The following is a 14803-nucleotide window of genomic DNA, read 5'->3' as shown; positions in this document are numbered from 1 at the left end:
TGCCAAAGACCTCAAACGTCGCACTGTGACGTTTGAGTGCCTAAGCTGACATTACGTCACGTCCAAAAAGCGGCCGTTCTCGTAATATCCTCTTAGTGCTCGATTCCTAGAGCGGGATTCATCTCGCTCTATCTTTTTTCTAACTCCTGCGCGAGTAGTTGGTTGACCATGCCTGGGTTGGCTTGGCCTTTGGTTTGTTTCATGATTTGGCCTACGAGGAAGCCTTTGGCGCGGTCTTTTCCGGCTTTGAAGTCGTCAACGGATTGTTGGCTGTTGTCCAAAACGGCGTTGATGATCGGCAATAGTTGCGATGGATCGCTCATTTGGATCAGGCCTTCTGATTCAACGACTGCTTTGGCGTCGCCGCCTTTTGTTGCCAACAGGCGGAAGACTTTCTTGGCGATCTTCGTGCTGATGGTGCCGTCTTCGATCAACGTGATCATGCCGGCAAGGTTAGCTGGCGTCAGTTTCGTGTCGGCCAGTTCCACTTTTTCGCTGTTCAGGTAGGCGGAAACTTCGCCCATCAACCAGTTGGAAGCCAATTTGGCATCGGCGCCGGCAGCGATGGTGCCTTCGAAGAAGTCGGACATTTCTTTCGAAAGTGTCAATACCATTGCATCGTACTCAGGCAGATCGTATTCAGAAATGTATCTTTGACGGCGTTTTGCAGGCATTTCTGGGATGGATGCTTTTACGCGGTCGATCCATTCTTGGGAAATGGTCAACCCTGGCAGATCCGGTTCCGGGAAGTAGCGGTAATCACTTTCGCCTTCCTTGACACGCATCAGGATCGTTTCGCCGGTTGTTTCATCGAAACGGCGTGTTTCTTGTTGGATGACGCCGCCAGCATTCAATACTTGTGCTTGGCGTTTTTCTTCATGAGCCAAACCTCTGCGGACGAAGTTGAAGGAGTTCAGGTTCTTCAATTCCGTCTTCGTACCGAATTTTTCTTGGCCGAATGGACGGATGGAAATGTTGGCATCGCAACGCATGGAGCCTTCTTCCATCTTCACATCGGATACGTCTGTGTACATGATGATTTGGCGTACGGCATCCAGATAGGCATAAGCCTCTTCCGGAGAGCGCATATCCGCTTCCGATACGATTTCGATCAATGGCGTTCCTTGACGGTTCAAATCGACATAGGAATAGCCGTCCGATCCGTGCATGTTTTTGCCGGCATCTTCTTCAAGATGGACGCGCTCGATGCGGATCTTTTTCTTGACGCCTTCCACTTCGATTTCAACCCAGCCGTCATGGCCGATCGGGTTATCCAATTGCGAAATTTGGTATGCTTTCGGATTGTCCGGGTAGAAGTAGTTTTTGCGGTCAAAATGCGTTTCTGTCGAGATTTCGCAGTTCAAAGCCAAAGCGGCCTTCATGCAGAATTCGACTGCGCCTTTGTTGATGACCGGCAAGACGCCTGGGTAGCCCCAGTCGATGACGTTTGTGTTTGTGTTCGGTTCTGCCCCAAAGTGTGCTGGAGATGGGGAGAACATTTTTGATTCAGTTTTCAATTCCACATGGACTTCCAGTCCGATGACTGTTTCATAATTCATAATGTTTTCCTCCTACAGGTTTGGGTGTTGGTCAATATAATCGTTCGCTTGTTCCAATGCAAACGCGGCTTGATAGATTTTTGCTTCTTCGAAGTAGTTACCGATCAATTGGATACCGATCGGCATGCCGTCAGCCGAGAAGCCGCCAGGAACGGAAATGGCCGGAACGCCCGCCAAGTTGATTGTTACGGTCAACAAGTCATCCATGTACATAGCCAACGGATCGTCGTTCTTTTCGCCGATTCCGAAGGCAGTCGTTGTAGTGGTAGGTCCCAGAATCAGATCGTAGCCTGCGAAGATGTTCGCGAAGTCGCGTTTGATCAGCGTGCGGACCTGACCCGCTTTTTTGAAGTAAGCATCGTAGAAACCGGCGCTCAATGAGAAGGATCCCAACATGATGCGGCGTTTCACTTCCATCCCGAAACCTTCGGAACGGCTCTTGATGTACAATTCTTCCAATGAGTTCACATTGTCTGCGCGGTAGCCGTAACGCACGCCGTCGAAACGTTGCAGGTTGGAAGATGCTTCCGAAGAAGCGATGATGTAGTAAGCAGGGATTCCGTAAGCCAAAGTCGGCATGCTGACTTCTTCCACGGTAGCGCCCATTTCTTCGAATTGGGCAGCTGCTTTTCTTACAGCCTCTTGGATTTCAACGGATACGCCCTCTTGGAAATATTCCTTCGGCAAGGCGATCTTCATGCCCGCAACTTTTCCGTTCAGGTTCGCGCTGAATTTCGGCACTTCCATGTTTAAGCTGGTGGAGTCTCTCTTATCGTAGCCGCTGATCGCTTCCAACAACAAAGCGTTGTCGGTTACGTTGCGCGTCATCGGGCCGATTTGGTCAAGGCTGGACGCAAATGCGATCAAGCCGTAACGGGATACGCGGCCGTATGTCGGTTTCATGCCGACGATGCCGTTGAAGGCAGCCGGTTGGCGGATACTTCCGCCTGTATCGGAACCCAAGGAAGCGACAACTTCGCCGCTGGCAACCGCCGCAGCGGAACCACCGGATGATCCGCCGGGAACTTTGGTCAGATCCCAAGCATTTTTGGTTTTTTTGTAGTAGGAGTTTTCCGTACTTCCGCCCATGGCAAATTCGTCCATGTTCAGTTTTCCGACGTTTACAGCGCCGGCTTCCTTCAATTTCGTGACGACTGTTGCGTCATAGATCGGCATGAAGTCGCCCAACATACGGCTAGCCGCTGTTGTTGTCACGCCTTCTGTGACGATGTTGTCTTTGATCCCTAAAGGAATACCGTTCAGGACATTGCCGTCAGCATAGCCTTTTTCGTCAGCTGCTTGCGCTTGTTTCAAGGCGCCTTCTTCGTTCAAAGCCAAGAATGCTTCGACTTTTCCGTCTGTTTCAGCGATGCGTTTGAAGGCTGCTTGAGTCAATTCCACGGAAGAGAATTCTTTGTTGACTAAACCTTCATGCAGGCTCGTTAGCGTTTCATTGAAAATACTCATGCGCCTTCCACCTCGTTATCTAAAATTGCCGGCACTTGGATCATGCCGTCTTCGGCTGTCTTGACGTTTTTGAATAAGAGGTCGCGATCCGTACCAGGTTCCGCTACATCCTCACGCATGACATTCTTCAATGCATAGCCATGGGAAGTCACGGGTACATCCGTTGTATCGACTGCTTCCAATTGTTCCACCATGTCGATGATGTCGCCCAATTGTTCTGTAAAGTGTTTAATTTCGTGAGGAGCGAATTCCAGCTTGGCCAGTTTTGCTACGTGACGCACTTGCTCTTCAGTGATTGCCATGTAATACCCTTCTTTCTGTCGTTTTGTGTAGTCATCGTTTTTTTACATACCTATTCATTTTAGCATAAAAATCATCGGTTTGTGGGAGTTTTCGCATGTTTCAGTCATTTTCTGAAAACAGGCACATGCTGCTCTCTGTTAATCGAAGATGTGGTAACTGAAGCCTTGGCTGTCGTTTTCTCTTGTGAGGAACGATTCGATGCCGTTGATAGATTCAACCGTGATCTCAACCGGAATGTTTTGGGGCAGGAATCGCCCTGCCGCATCCGTTACGTGCTGTGTGAAGGCGATGATTTCCGTTTCCCCATAGAACTGCGTCGTGATGTCGATTTCAAGAGACATCAGTTGTCCATCGATGTATTTGCCTTCTCCGACGATTCCGTTCAGATTCGGGAAGAAATCCTGCACTTCATTTTTGAAGTTGTCAAAGTTGGAAGACTCTTCCGTCTGCGTTCCGCTTTGCAACGGGAAGACCACTTTGCTTTCATTACGGGTGATCCATTCGCCGATCGCATTCCCTTCCGTGGAGACGCCTTCGTACAGATAGACGCCGCCGACCGGGCTGTCCTGCGCCGATTGCTCATAAATGCCGATGACGATCGGGATACTCTCCAATCCCTCGGTTTGGCGCAAACGTGTAATGATCGTATCCGCATAGGATTTTGCCTGTTCTTCCAGTTTATCACGGGAAATGGCTTGCTCCATCGGCACATCGTTCACTTGGTAATAGTCGACCGAATTCATCGCCAGTCCGATGGCCATCCCAGCCAATTCGAAGCCATTTTCATTTTGGATCATATAGTCCTGTTCCAAAATCTGCTCCAGATAGATCGGCTCCCTGGTTGCCGCGTCGGTGCTGCCGTTGTCGGTCGGATTCAACCCGTCCGGATTGGAGTCGCTGTAACGCCCCAACCATAACCTTGTCGTTTCATAATCGATGACTTGGCCTTCCTGAAAAAAGTATTGGTCAGTCGGAAAAACATTTTTCGCTACATCCAACAGATCGGCCTCAAAGTCTTTGATATTGGATGTCGAGTTCAACGAGAGGCTGACGCCGCGATTCTGGCTGAATTGGTACTTGCCGTCCACGATCAAGGCCGGATAATAGTCGGTCGACAACTGATTCTGTGTCGTTTGGACAGTCACTTTTTCAGGACCGGTATTGGTTGTGTTCTCCGTCGTTTGCGTCTCTGATAGCTGTCCACAACTGGCCAACAGGAACATCGCTGCTCCAGAGACAGCCATAAAGATGACGCTTTTCGCTTTATTCACTGCTGTCACTTCTTTCCAAGTTTTTCACCATATCTTCTTCTGTCCAAACAGGGATGCCCAAAGATTGGGCTTTTGCCAATTTGCTGCCGGCATCTTCTCCGGCGACGATCCAGTCGGTCTTTTTGGAGACGCTGCCGGTCACTTTGCCGCCGAGTGCTTCGATCATTTCGGTCGCTTCGGTTCGGTTATAGTGCGTCAGTTTGCCCGTCAATACGACCGTTTTGCCGTTCCAAATGGAATCGACCGCAGCCACTTCAGCTTTTTTCTTGCCGAGGTATGTCAGATTCACGCCGTTCGCTCGGAATTCTTCGATCAGGTCCTTCACTTCAGGCAGTTGGAAATAGGCCACGACGCTGTCCGCGATGATGTCGCCCATGCCTTCGACGGCCATGATTTCTTTTTTCGTCGCCTGCATCAGGCGATCGATGGTTTCAAATTCCGCTGCCAGGCTGGCTGCCGCTTTCGAGCCGACATGACGGATGCCCAAGCCGAACAGCAGGCGTTCGCATGAGTTCCCGCGGCTCTGATCGATGGCCGTCACAATATTATGGGCGGACTTTTCTTTGATCTTATCCAATTGATAAAGGTCTTCTTCCGTCAATTTATACAGGTCGGCTACGTCCTTGACGAGCCCTTTTTCGAACATCTGGCTGACGACGCGAACGCCCAGACCGCTGATGTTCATCGCATTGCGCGAAACGAAGTGGGATAGGCCCTCTTTGATTTGGGCCGGACACTTCGGATTGATGCAGCGCAAAGCTACTTCATCCTCCAGATGCACCAAGTGGCTATCGCAAGCAGGGCACGTTTCGGGAATGACATAAGGTTCACTGTCCGGATTTCTGCGGTCGGTGAGGACATGCTGTATTTCCGGTATGATGTCGCCGGCCTTGTGGATCACGACTGTGTCGCCGATGCGCACATCCTTCTCGCGGACCAGATCGACGTTATGCAGGCTGGCGCGCTGCACGGTGGAACCGGCCAAGAATACGGGATCCATCACGGCTGTCGGTGTCACAACGCCGGTACGGCCGACTGTCCACTCGATGTCGCGTACGATCGTTTCGGCTTCTTCCGCCTTGAATTTGTAGGCGATTGCCCACCGCGGCGCTTTTACGGTATAGCCGATTTCTTCTTGGGCAGCGAAGGCATTGACTTTGATGACGATGCCGTCGATTTCGTAGGGCAAGTCTTTCCTTTTTGCTGCGATTTCTTCCGTAAATGCCCAGACTTCTTCGATCGAATCAAAGAGTCGGCGTTCCGGATTGGTCCGCAAACCGACCTGTGCCAATCGGTTCAGCAGCGCGTCCTGCGTCTCCACAGCCAATTGCTCGAAATTAGTGGCGCTATAAAGATAGATACTCAGATTACGGCTGGCCGCAATGCTGGAATCCAGTTGGCGCAGGCTGCCGGCAGCGGCATTGCGCGGATTCGCAAAAATCTCCAGACCTTTCTCATCGCGGTCCGCATTCAATTGTACGAATGACGCTTTCGGCATGTAGCATTCCCCGCGGACTTCGAAGGTCAGCGGTTCATTCAGGCGCAACGGAATGGCTTTGACCGTCCTAAGGTTCTGCGTGATGTCTTCGCCGGTGTTTCCGTCCCCACGCGTCGCTCCTTGGGTGAACAAACCATTTTCGTATTTCAACGACACAGCCAAACCGTCGATCTTCAGCTCGCAGATGTACTGCAAGGGTTGACCGGTCAGTTTGCTGATCCGTTGGTGGAACTGCAGCAAGTCCTCCTGATTGAAGGCATTCCCCAGGCTCAGCATCGGTGAATCATGCTGCACCTTGGTGAAGCCGGGCAGGATGGTTCCGCCGATGCGTTGCGTCGGTGAGTCATTCGTGATCAACTCAGGATGGGCTTTTTCCAATTTTTCCAGTTCATGATACTGTTGGTCGTATTCTTTATCTGAAATACTGGGCTTGTCCAGTACATAGTACTCGTAACTATAGCGGTTGAGGAGCGTCTTCAACGTCTCGATGCGCTCTTGGGCTTCGGTCAGACTTTCTTTCGCCATGAATGATTCCCCTCCTTGATTATGCTTTTTCGATCGGTGCAAAGGATGCCAACAAGCGTTTGATGCCGATGTTCTTGAAGGCGATATCCAGAGTCAAACCATCGCCTTCTCCGCTTGTCTGAACGACAATGCCTGTACCCCATTTTTTATGGCTGGCTTTGTCTCCGACAGCCCAACCAAGTCTGTCCGCACCGCTATTTCCGGTTTGCTGGACGGACTGCGTCGTTTTTTCACGCGGTCCGGCCGAAAACGGCTGGCTGAAGGCCTTCTCCTGACGGGTATCGCTTGCGGACTTCCAACGGTTGACCGAGCTTGCCGGTTTTGAAGAAAACATGCTTGATGTGGACCCTGAACTGTCCTCGCGGTCCAGAACGGATCCGTCCAACTCATCAAGGAAACGGGATGCCGGATTGGACATCGCACGCCCATAAAGGGTACGGGAGTAGGCATTCGTCAGGAACAGTCTCTGCTCCGCCCGCGTAATGCCGACATAGGCCAAGCGCCGTTCTTCCTCCATCTGATCCTCATCCATGAAGGAGCGGGACGATGGGAAAATGCCGTCTTCCATCCCGATGATGAAGACGATCGGGAATTCCAATCCTTTGGCTGCGTGCATCGTCATCAGCGTCACTTCGCTCTGCGGTTCTTCCTCGATCTGATCCAGATCGGAAACCAGCGCCAAATCGGTCAGGAATGCGGTCAGATCAAAATCATCTTGATTCATTTTATCGAACTCCTGTGTTACCGACAGGAATTCGTTGATGTTTTCGATCCGTGCTTCCGACTCCAAAGTCTTCTCCATTTCCAGGGCTTCCAGATAAGTCGTCTGGGAAAGCATTTCCTGCACCAATTCCGTGATCGGCAGGAATTCCTGCATTTTCTGCAGATTATCCATAGTAGTCGCGAATTTTTTTAATTCCTTCGCGGCTTTTCCGGATACACTGGACAGCGCCACATCATGGGCTGCCTGCAGCAAGGTCAGATTGTGCATATCCGCGAATTCGCGCAGTTTTTCGACGCTGGCATCGCCGATTCCGCGTTTTGGCACGTTCACGATCCGGCCGAAACTCAAATCATCGGCCGGGTTCACGATCAGACGCAAATAAGCCAGTAGGTCTTTGATTTCTTTTCTGTCGTAGAACTTACGGCCGCCGACCATCTTATAAGGGATGTTCGACTTCAGCAGGTTCTCCTCGATGACACGCGATTGGGCATTCGTCCGGTAGAGCACTGCGAAATCTCCGTATTGGCGTTTGTTTTCGCGGACTTCCTGGAGCATCTTCGAGATGACATAGCGTGCTTCGTCATGTTCGGATTGGCCCCGGTAGTAAACGATGTTCTCGCCGTCCGGATTGTCTGTCCACAACTCTTTTTCTTTCCGGTTGACGTTGTTTTGGATCACGTCATTGGCTGCACGCAGGATTTTCTTGGTGGAGCGGTAGTTTTGCTCCAACAAGACCACTTTTGCGTCCGGATAATCCTTTTCGAAGTTGAGGATGTTCTCCATGTCGGCACCGCGCCAACCGTAGATACTTTGGTCCGCATCCCCGACGACGCAGATGTTTTTGAATTTGCTGGCCAACAACTGCACCAATTGGTATTGGGCGTAGTTGGTATCCTGGTACTCGTCCACATGAATGTAGTGGAATTTATTTTGGTAGTAGGACAATGTTTCCGGATATTCCTGGAACAGTTTGGCCGTCAACATGATCAGGTCGTCGAAATCCATCGATTGGCTGTTTTCGAGCGCTTTTTGGTAATCCTTGTAGCATTCATAGACGATATTGTCGATGTATCCGCCGGCCAGATCGCCGAACTCCTTCGGTGTCTGCAGCTCGTTTTTCGCTTGGCTGATCCGCCCCAGAATCATGCGGTGATCGAATTTTTTGGAATCCAGATTTTTTTCGCGGATGATGCGTTTCATCAATGTTTCGGTTTCGCTTTGGTCGCAGATGGTGAAGGAGCGCGCATAGCCGAGCTGTTCGCTCTCTCTTCTTAGGATCCGTACGCACATGGAGTGGAAAGTGGATACCCACATGTCGTTGCCGACAGTTCCGACCAAGCGGATGACCCGCTCTTTCATTTCTTTTGCCGCTTTGTTCGTAAAGGTGATGGCTAAGATGTTCCAAGGGTTTACTGATTTTTCTTCCAGTAGATAGGCCATGCGATGGGTCAGCACCCGCGTTTTGCCGCTGCCTGCCCCCGCCATGATCAATAGTGGCCCTTCTGTTGCCAAAACGGCTTCTGCTTGCCTTGGGTTCATTCCTTTGATGAGGTCGTGTTTTTGTTGCACAATTGCCATCCTTTCTTTTGTTGCCTTTGTTTCGGAGTGTGTATGGGTACTTTTTTTATTGGTCTAAGGCGATGGTGCGGCCTTATCGATTCTGATTTGCATCATGGTTTAGTCTATCATTTTAGAGCGTGGCTATCAATGAATCCCCTGATATTTTAGATAGTTTTTACCCTGTGTTCCCCTATAAGCGATCCAGTTTCTTTTCCCCCTATTATGCCATGCTTTTCGTTTGTTTACGGCAAAATAACTTCCTTTTCCTGATGTCAGGGGTTACAATGAAGACAGTAGTCAGCATACCGATAGAAACCTGTTTGATATTAGCCTAAGGGGTGGATTTCATGACAAAAAAAGGGTTGGCGTTTTATCTGGTAAGTTTGTTTGTCATCTTAATGATTTGGTCGTTCCAGATCCCCTATTCTCAGGCCCTTTCCAGGGAAGTGGCACAAGGTATCCGTGATTCTCGGGAACAACAGTTGCTGGTGTCGGATCCGGAAAGCAATAAAGTCTACGCCACGCCTGTCAGCACCAGTGGCGGCGTCATCTCCCCCCGTGCATCAAGGCGGGACTGATCCTCCATTTGCTTCTATATGGCTACTGAGCCATCCAACATAAAAGTCCTGCCGCTGAATCATTTGGTTGATTCAGCGGCAGGACTTCTTTTTACAAAAATGATGGCTAGCTTCAAGGGTTAGCCCTTCGGAAAGGATAAATCGCCCTTACTGAGCCAAGCTATCGTTGGAGTCTTTCAACGTTTCGAAGAAGAAGAGGATGTATTCCCCCATCTTGTCGTAATCTTTGTCGCGGATGCAGAGGCTTACTTCCTGATAGAGAGCTAATAATTGCGCTTCGCTTTGATAGCGTTCTTCATCCATCAAGTCACTGTTGTCGGAATAAGTGCCGTGGATGTCTCGAGCGGTCGTCAAGATCACTTTTTTCAGGAATTGATTATCGCTTTCAGCGATAAACATCTCAAAGAGTCTGTATTCATTCGTGAAATAGCCGGTCGCATCCCGGTAACTCAGGTATTCCACTTGTCTTTCGAGTATCTTTTCAAATTCCTCATAGTCCAAGGCGATGTCGTTTTCCTTCAGATACTGCAGGTAATTCATGACGAGCCCTGCGATAAGTTCCAAGCGCTCCAATAAGCCTTCATTGGAGATCTTTTTTTCAGCTACGATATAGCCTTTATAGGGAATGGATTTCACCAGGCCTTCTTCCTCCAACAGAAGCAGCGCTGTACGGATCGGTGTCCGGCTCATGAACAAAGCTTCCGAAATGAGCTGTTCGGTAATTTTGGTTCCCGGCGGCCAGCAATTGCTGTCGATTTTATCTTTTATGTAGTCATATGCTTTATTGAATAGTCTATCCTCCATCATTAAACCCTTCCTTCACATCAGAGAGCGGCCACCAGCTTCCGTTACTCTGTCGATTCTAATAAGCCATGTTCTTCCAATTCGTTGATGAGGATATCCGGGCTGTCACCCAATAATGTGACATGCCCCATTTTCCGTTTCGCGCGGTGTTCTTTTTTTCCATAAAAATGGAAATGCCAATCCGGTTTGGTCAGCAAGAGAATCAACGCTTCATCAAGTTTTTCTTCCATGATATTGAAAGTCACGCTTGTATCGTACAGCTGGATTTCCGGAATGGGCAACCCACAGATGCAGCGGACCAGGACTTCATATTGAGAGATGCTGCAGCCATCCAGCGAATAATTGCACGAATGGTGCGGGCGGACGACCAAACGGTTCACATAGAGGGAACCCGATGAAGTCATGAATGTCTCGATCGTCAAAATTCCGGTCAGATTCATGGCCTTCGCAGCCAGCTTGCCGATGTGCTCCATTTCTTTCTGGATATTTCCTCCTACGCGTGCAGGGGTGATGGTCTTCACCAGTTTTTGCTCCCGGTAGACTGTTTCCGTGACAGGGAATGACGTGAACACATTATTCGCGTCCTGTGCGACCGTAATGGCCAACTCCATCTCGAAGGGGATCCAAGCCTCCAAAATGCACGTTCCTTTTTTGAGCAAGGCTGACGCCCTTCCAAAGTCCTCTTCACTGTACAAAAGATGCTGCACCGGCGTAGCCGCTTCAACACGGATCGGCTTCAGCACACACGGAAAGCCGATGCTTTTGACGGCTTCTTCCATGTCTTCGATGGCGGTTATCGTCGCGTAAGGCGTTACGTTGATGTTCAAGGATTCCAGAAACGCTTTTTCGATCAACCGGTCCTGGGTGATCGAAAGGCTGTCCGGATCCTGCGGTATGGCGATATAAGGATTGATTTGCGTCAGCAACATCGTATCCACGGCTTCGGATTCAAAAGTCAGGACGTCCGATTTAGCGGCGAGGTCCGTGAGCGCATCGAAATCCGTATATTTCTTGGTTATCTGCCAATCAGCTATTTGCCCAGCCGGACAGGCAGAATCGGCGTCCAAGATGCCTATTTGGTAGCCCATTTTTTTGGCTTCCAAAGCAATCATACGGGCGACATGTCCTCCGCCAATAATACCGATTGTTTTCCCGGGTAAAATTTGATTCGGCATGTGATCACACTACTCTCTTGGATTTTTCATTAGAATTTGTTAAAAAAGTCTTTACCAAATCATTTTATCACTATATTCGACGGATGTCGCCATGCAAAAACTGTCCGTTTGTCGAATTTTGGTCAGAACTGGGGGTGCATAGGCAGAAAAACGCGCAGACAACGGCCGCCCTACTAAAAGGGCCAGCCTGTCCGCGCGTTTGTGTTTGCATCTTTCAATTATCATATTCATAAAGTGCGTTCTGTTCGATGACCGCTATCAATTTTGCGGCATAATCCGGATCGGTCGCATAACCGCAATCCTGGAGAGCTTGGGCCGCTTCTTGGTATGTGGTTGCCTGCAGAACAGGAGCGTATTGATTCGGATCCCAAGTCGTACCGTTGACGAAAAGCAGTGCATGGTCCTGGACCGATTCTGCCCAGCTGCCGTATACCCTGAAGTTCGCTTGGATGGTGACCCACTCGCCGTTGTAGTATTCACTGGTAGTCAAGAGGACCGTGTTTTCCGGGTTATCGCCCTTCATGCCGTAAAGATTGTTGTAGACAGCGGACAATTCGCTCTCCCCCCAATCCGATTCGAGGATCGCTTGAGCGATGCTGATGCTGGCGTGGACACCGTAATTCGCTTGCATCTGCTGTGCGGCAGGGGCGATATTGCTGATGAAGTCCGTCCCCTGATTATTGCCGTACTCCGGGATTTCCGGCACAATCGGAGAAAAATCACCGATCAGCGACAGACTGGCCATAAAACTGATCAGCAAGAAAAATAATATCTTGACGGCTTTAGCGGGTGCAGATTGCGGTTGTTTTCGAGTCCGCTTTCTTTTTCGTGCCATATGTTCCTCCGTCTGTTTTGTTGAGCTGCTTTGACTGCTATTGTTCGCTGTTCCCGAGCGCTTCGTTTTGCTTCAGGATTGCTATGTATTCTTCCAACGTCAGATTCTGTTCCGCCATGTACATGGCGTTTTCGACGCCTACATACCGAAAATGCCAAGGTTCAAAATTGATGCCGGTGATGGCTTCTTTCGCTTTTGGATAGCGCAAGACGAAACCGAATTTGGGTGCATTTTCTTTCAGCCACAGCCCCTCAGGATAATTCTCCAGATCCGGTAATAGACCCGAGTTGCCTTCTTGGTTGGCTAAGGCAGTCGACGTGATGTCCACTGCGAGTCCGGTTGTGTGTTCACTGGCATTAGGCAAGGCGATATATTCTTCTGTTTTCGTGCGCGCCTCTTCTTCCGACAAACCGGAGGCTAGATAATTTTGATAGTTGACGTCATAGTTGGCTTGCTGTTGCTCGATGGAGCGGTAACCTGAAATCATCGTGAAATCCATTCCGGCAGCTTTACCGGCTTCCAACAGTTGCAAATAAGGTTCTTGTATCCTTCTGTCGATCGGATAACCGCTCTCGGTCAGATAGAACTCCATCGCGATTTCTCCAGCAAGTTGATTTTCTCTGTTCACCAATACCAAATTCCAATCAGCTGATGACGCTGCAGGTGTCACGATCACCTTGGACTCGGCTTCGTCAGCTGCAGCTTCGGAAGAGGATTGTGATGCTTCGGAATGAGCGCTTGTTGTCGAATCCTGCTGACTGTTTGACTGTTCATCGTCATCGGTTGTGCATCCTGTGAAAAAGAGCATCGCCAGCAAGAGTCCCGCAAGGAAACGCAGTCTTTGTGCGTACCGCTCAGGTGTATGGGAGTATTTTTTTTTCATTTCCATCTTCTTACCTCTTCTGGTCTGTAATTTTTTGCTATGCCTATTTTAGCACAACTGGCCGTCAATCCACAGCCAAAAAGTAAGTCTTAACGCTGAAACACACGAAAAGCCAAGATAATATCATCTCGGCTTTCCAGTTTATATTCTATTATTCAGTAATTTTTGTGATGGTATCAGGTGTATTTTCATTGAACCATTCAAGCAGATTGATCTTTTTCGAGTCGATCTGATGACGGATGATGCTAGGCAAACGCAGATCGATGATATCTTTGTAGCTCCAGAAATCATAGTTGCACTCGAGCCGGAGTGTGGTGATTGCCGGTCTATGGATTTCTGAATCATGGACGGTCTCATCGGTGGTGTACCATTTGAAATCGGCCAAATCCGTCGCTATCCATTTTTTGGCGACTTGATACTTCAGGAATTGATATTCTCTTACAGGGTTCTCTGCCACCTCGGGAAGAATTTCGGCATTGCGGCAAACTTTCTGGACAAGCATCCATTCATAATCTGTAAACAATTTGGAAATGATCTGCATGTTCTCGGGTTTTAAACCATGCTCTCCTTTTTTCCAGCGATCCCAGCTCTGCGGCGAGATCCCTAGTTGATTGGCATAAAAAGCTTTTTCACTGACATATTGCTCTTTGATCGTATACAAGACAATTGTTATAAGTGCATTATTCATTTATGTAACCTCCAATCTATCATGCTCTAATTATACACTTATTACGTGATAAAAGAAATGATTTGCCTGAAAAAAAAACGCTCACTCCGTTTTGGTTGGAGTGAGCGGTCTATTCAATTGCATGATGTCGGTTACTGAACAAGGTTACTCGTATCCTCGTAGTTGAGTTCTGATTCGCAGATACCACTAACGTTTCGCAAACGACTATCGTCCACAAAAGAGGTGAACGGTAGTCGTTTGCTCCAACGTACGGGTATCTAAACGCGAATCATCACATCCTATACTCTCTCGGGCTTGTAGATGATCGACCCGATTTCGTAGCCGTGTTCTTCCAGTCTGGCGCGGATGCCGTCGATGTCTTTGCTTTCCAGTTGGATGACGACTTGGACATAGCCCATTTTGCGGTAAGTCGCAATCTGTTGGATATTGATGTTCTCATCGGAGAAGATATCCGTCAGGTCTTCGAGGACGCCTTTTTTGTCTTCATGGATATTGACGACGACACGGACGCCGGGTGTGTAGTAGCCCAGCACATCGATGAAGGCGGAGAAGATATCCTTTTCGGTGATGATGCCGATCAGTCGGTTGCCTGTCTCGACGACCGGCAGTACACTGATGCCATTCTCACGCATCATTACGGCCGCTTCTTCCAAAAGAGCTTCCTTGTTGATTGTCACGACGCGTTTTTCCATGATGTCGGCCACTGTCGTTTTGTTCAACAGATAGTTGACTTCATGCATATCCAGGCTGGTCATGCTGGAAGGCGTATTGCGTTCGATGATGCCCTCTGTGATCAATCCTACGATTGTCTCGCCTTGTACGACCGGCAGACGGTGGATCTTGTGCTCTTTCATCAGATCCAAAGCTTCGATGATTTTTGTTGAAGGTTGAATCGTTACTAAATCCGTTGACATATAGCTTTGTACATCCATT

The 14803-nt window shown here is 49.2% G+C and carries 13 protein-coding genes; 1 reads left to right on the top strand and 12 read right to left on the bottom strand.

Going from position 1 to position 14803, the window contains the following annotated elements; translation table 11 throughout:
• Positions 1-128 precede the first annotated feature (128 nt).
• The 6 genes from gatB to pcrA all read right to left on the bottom strand — a co-directional run bounded on the left by gatB (position 129) and on the right by pcrA (position 8925).
• Positions 129-1559, bottom strand: coding sequence for an Asp-tRNA(Asn)/Glu-tRNA(Gln) amidotransferase subunit GatB (gene gatB, locus BM184_RS06135; RefSeq protein ID WP_086943211.1), 1431 nt, complete (start codon positions 1557-1559; stop codon positions 129-131).
• Between the two features lie 12 nt (positions 1560-1571).
• The gene (gene gatA, locus BM184_RS06130; RefSeq protein ID WP_086943212.1) at positions 1572-3026 is read right to left on the bottom strand and encodes an Asp-tRNA(Asn)/Glu-tRNA(Gln) amidotransferase subunit GatA; all 1455 of its coding nucleotides are present in this window, start codon (positions 3024-3026) and stop codon (positions 1572-1574) included.
• A complete protein-coding gene (gatC, locus tag BM184_RS06125) occupies positions 3023-3328 on the bottom strand; it encodes an Asp-tRNA(Asn)/Glu-tRNA(Gln) amidotransferase subunit GatC (RefSeq protein ID WP_068620989.1) in 306 nt (101 codons plus the stop codon). Before gatC ends, gatA begins: the two co-directional genes overlap by 4 nt.
• A 138-nt stretch (positions 3329-3466) precedes the next feature.
• Positions 3467-4600 (bottom strand): CamS family sex pheromone protein, encoded by a 1134-nt coding sequence (locus BM184_RS06120; RefSeq protein ID WP_086943213.1) that lies wholly within the window; start codon positions 4598-4600, stop codon positions 3467-3469.
• Positions 4593-6623, bottom strand: coding sequence for an NAD-dependent DNA ligase LigA (ligA, locus tag BM184_RS06115; protein WP_086943214.1), 2031 nt, complete (start codon positions 6621-6623; stop codon positions 4593-4595). The genes BM184_RS06120 and ligA overlap by 8 nt, the downstream gene beginning before the upstream one ends.
• Before the next feature lie 19 nt (positions 6624-6642).
• Positions 6643-8925 carry a DNA helicase PcrA gene (gene pcrA / locus BM184_RS06110; RefSeq protein ID WP_177208565.1) on the bottom strand — a complete coding sequence of 761 codons (2283 nt, stop codon included), beginning with the start codon at positions 8923-8925 and terminating at the stop codon, positions 6643-6645.
• Positions 8926-9254: 329 nt separating this feature from the next.
• Here pcrA and BM184_RS06105 point away from each other — a divergent pair, with 329 nt between their 5' ends.
• On the top strand, positions 9255-9485 hold the full coding sequence (locus BM184_RS06105; protein WP_086943216.1) for a hypothetical protein: 231 nt from the start codon (positions 9255-9257) through the stop codon (positions 9483-9485).
• Positions 9486-9632: 147 nt separating this feature from the next.
• Here BM184_RS06105 and BM184_RS06100 read toward each other — a convergent pair whose 3' ends face one another.
• The 6 genes from BM184_RS06100 to BM184_RS06075 all read right to left on the bottom strand — a co-directional run bounded on the left by BM184_RS06100 (position 9633) and on the right by BM184_RS06075 (position 14802).
• A complete protein-coding gene (locus BM184_RS06100) occupies positions 9633-10292 on the bottom strand; it encodes a GntR family transcriptional regulator (protein ID WP_086943217.1) in 660 nt (219 codons plus the stop codon).
• A gap of 41 nt (positions 10293-10333) precedes the next feature.
• A complete protein-coding gene (purK, locus tag BM184_RS06095) occupies positions 10334-11464 on the bottom strand; it encodes a 5-(carboxyamino)imidazole ribonucleotide synthase (protein WP_086943218.1) in 1131 nt (376 codons plus the stop codon).
• Between the two features lie 214 nt (positions 11465-11678).
• Positions 11679-12299 (bottom strand): glycoside hydrolase family 73 protein, encoded by a 621-nt coding sequence (locus BM184_RS06090; protein ID WP_086943219.1) that lies wholly within the window; start codon positions 12297-12299, stop codon positions 11679-11681.
• Positions 12300-12336: 37 nt separating this feature from the next.
• Positions 12337-13188, bottom strand: a complete 852-nt coding sequence (locus BM184_RS06085) for a M15 family metallopeptidase (RefSeq protein WP_086943220.1) — start codon at positions 13186-13188, stop codon at positions 12337-12339.
• Between the two features lie 145 nt (positions 13189-13333).
• Positions 13334-13870, bottom strand: coding sequence for a hypothetical protein (locus BM184_RS06080; RefSeq protein WP_086943221.1), 537 nt, complete (start codon positions 13868-13870; stop codon positions 13334-13336).
• A gap of 278 nt (positions 13871-14148) precedes the next feature.
• Positions 14149-14802, bottom strand: coding sequence for a CBS domain-containing protein (locus tag BM184_RS06075; RefSeq protein WP_086943222.1), 654 nt, complete (start codon positions 14800-14802; stop codon positions 14149-14151).
• Between the last annotated feature and the right edge of the window lies 1 nt (position 14803).

Source organism: Trichococcus pasteurii (assembly GCF_900112935.1).
Taxonomy (GTDB): Bacteria; Bacillota; Bacilli; order Lactobacillales; family Aerococcaceae; genus Trichococcus; species Trichococcus pasteurii.
This window is presented reverse-complemented; position numbering and strand designations above follow the sequence as displayed.

What these genes read in the sequence shown, in the direction of transcription:
- BM184_RS06090 (WP_086943219.1), bottom strand. Translation starts at nt 12,299, where the DNA reads ATGGCACGAAAAAGAAAGCGGACTCGAAAACAACCGCAATCTGCACCC.
- BM184_RS06105 (WP_086943216.1), top strand. Translation starts at nt 9,255, where the DNA reads ATGACAAAAAAAGGGTTGGCGTTTTATCTGGTAAGTTTGTTTGTCATC.
- BM184_RS06075 (WP_086943222.1), bottom strand. Translation starts at nt 14,802, where the DNA reads ATGGATGTACAAAGCTATATGTCAACGGATTTAGTAACGATTCAACCT.
- BM184_RS06080 (WP_086943221.1), bottom strand. Translation starts at nt 13,870, where the DNA reads ATGAATAATGCACTTATAACAATTGTCTTGTATACGATCAAAGAGCAA.
- BM184_RS06100 (WP_086943217.1), bottom strand. Translation starts at nt 10,292, where the DNA reads ATGATGGAGGATAGACTATTCAATAAAGCATATGACTACATAAAAGAT.
- ligA (WP_086943214.1), bottom strand. Translation starts at nt 6,623, where the DNA reads ATGGCGAAAGAAAGTCTGACCGAAGCCCAAGAGCGCATCGAGACGTTG.
- BM184_RS06085 (WP_086943220.1), bottom strand. Translation starts at nt 13,188, where the DNA reads ATGGAAATGAAAAAAAAATACTCCCATACACCTGAGCGGTACGCACAA.
- purK (WP_086943218.1), bottom strand. Translation starts at nt 11,464, where the DNA reads ATGCCGAATCAAATTTTACCCGGGAAAACAATCGGTATTATTGGCGGA.
- gatB (WP_086943211.1), bottom strand. Translation starts at nt 1,559, where the DNA reads ATGAATTATGAAACAGTCATCGGACTGGAAGTCCATGTGGAATTGAAA.
- gatC (WP_068620989.1), bottom strand. Translation starts at nt 3,328, where the DNA reads ATGGCAATCACTGAAGAGCAAGTGCGTCACGTAGCAAAACTGGCCAAG.
- pcrA (WP_177208565.1), bottom strand. Translation starts at nt 8,925, where the DNA reads ATGGCAATTGTGCAACAAAAACACGACCTCATCAAAGGAATGAACCCA.
- gatA (WP_086943212.1), bottom strand. Translation starts at nt 3,026, where the DNA reads ATGAGTATTTTCAATGAAACGCTAACGAGCCTGCATGAAGGTTTAGTC.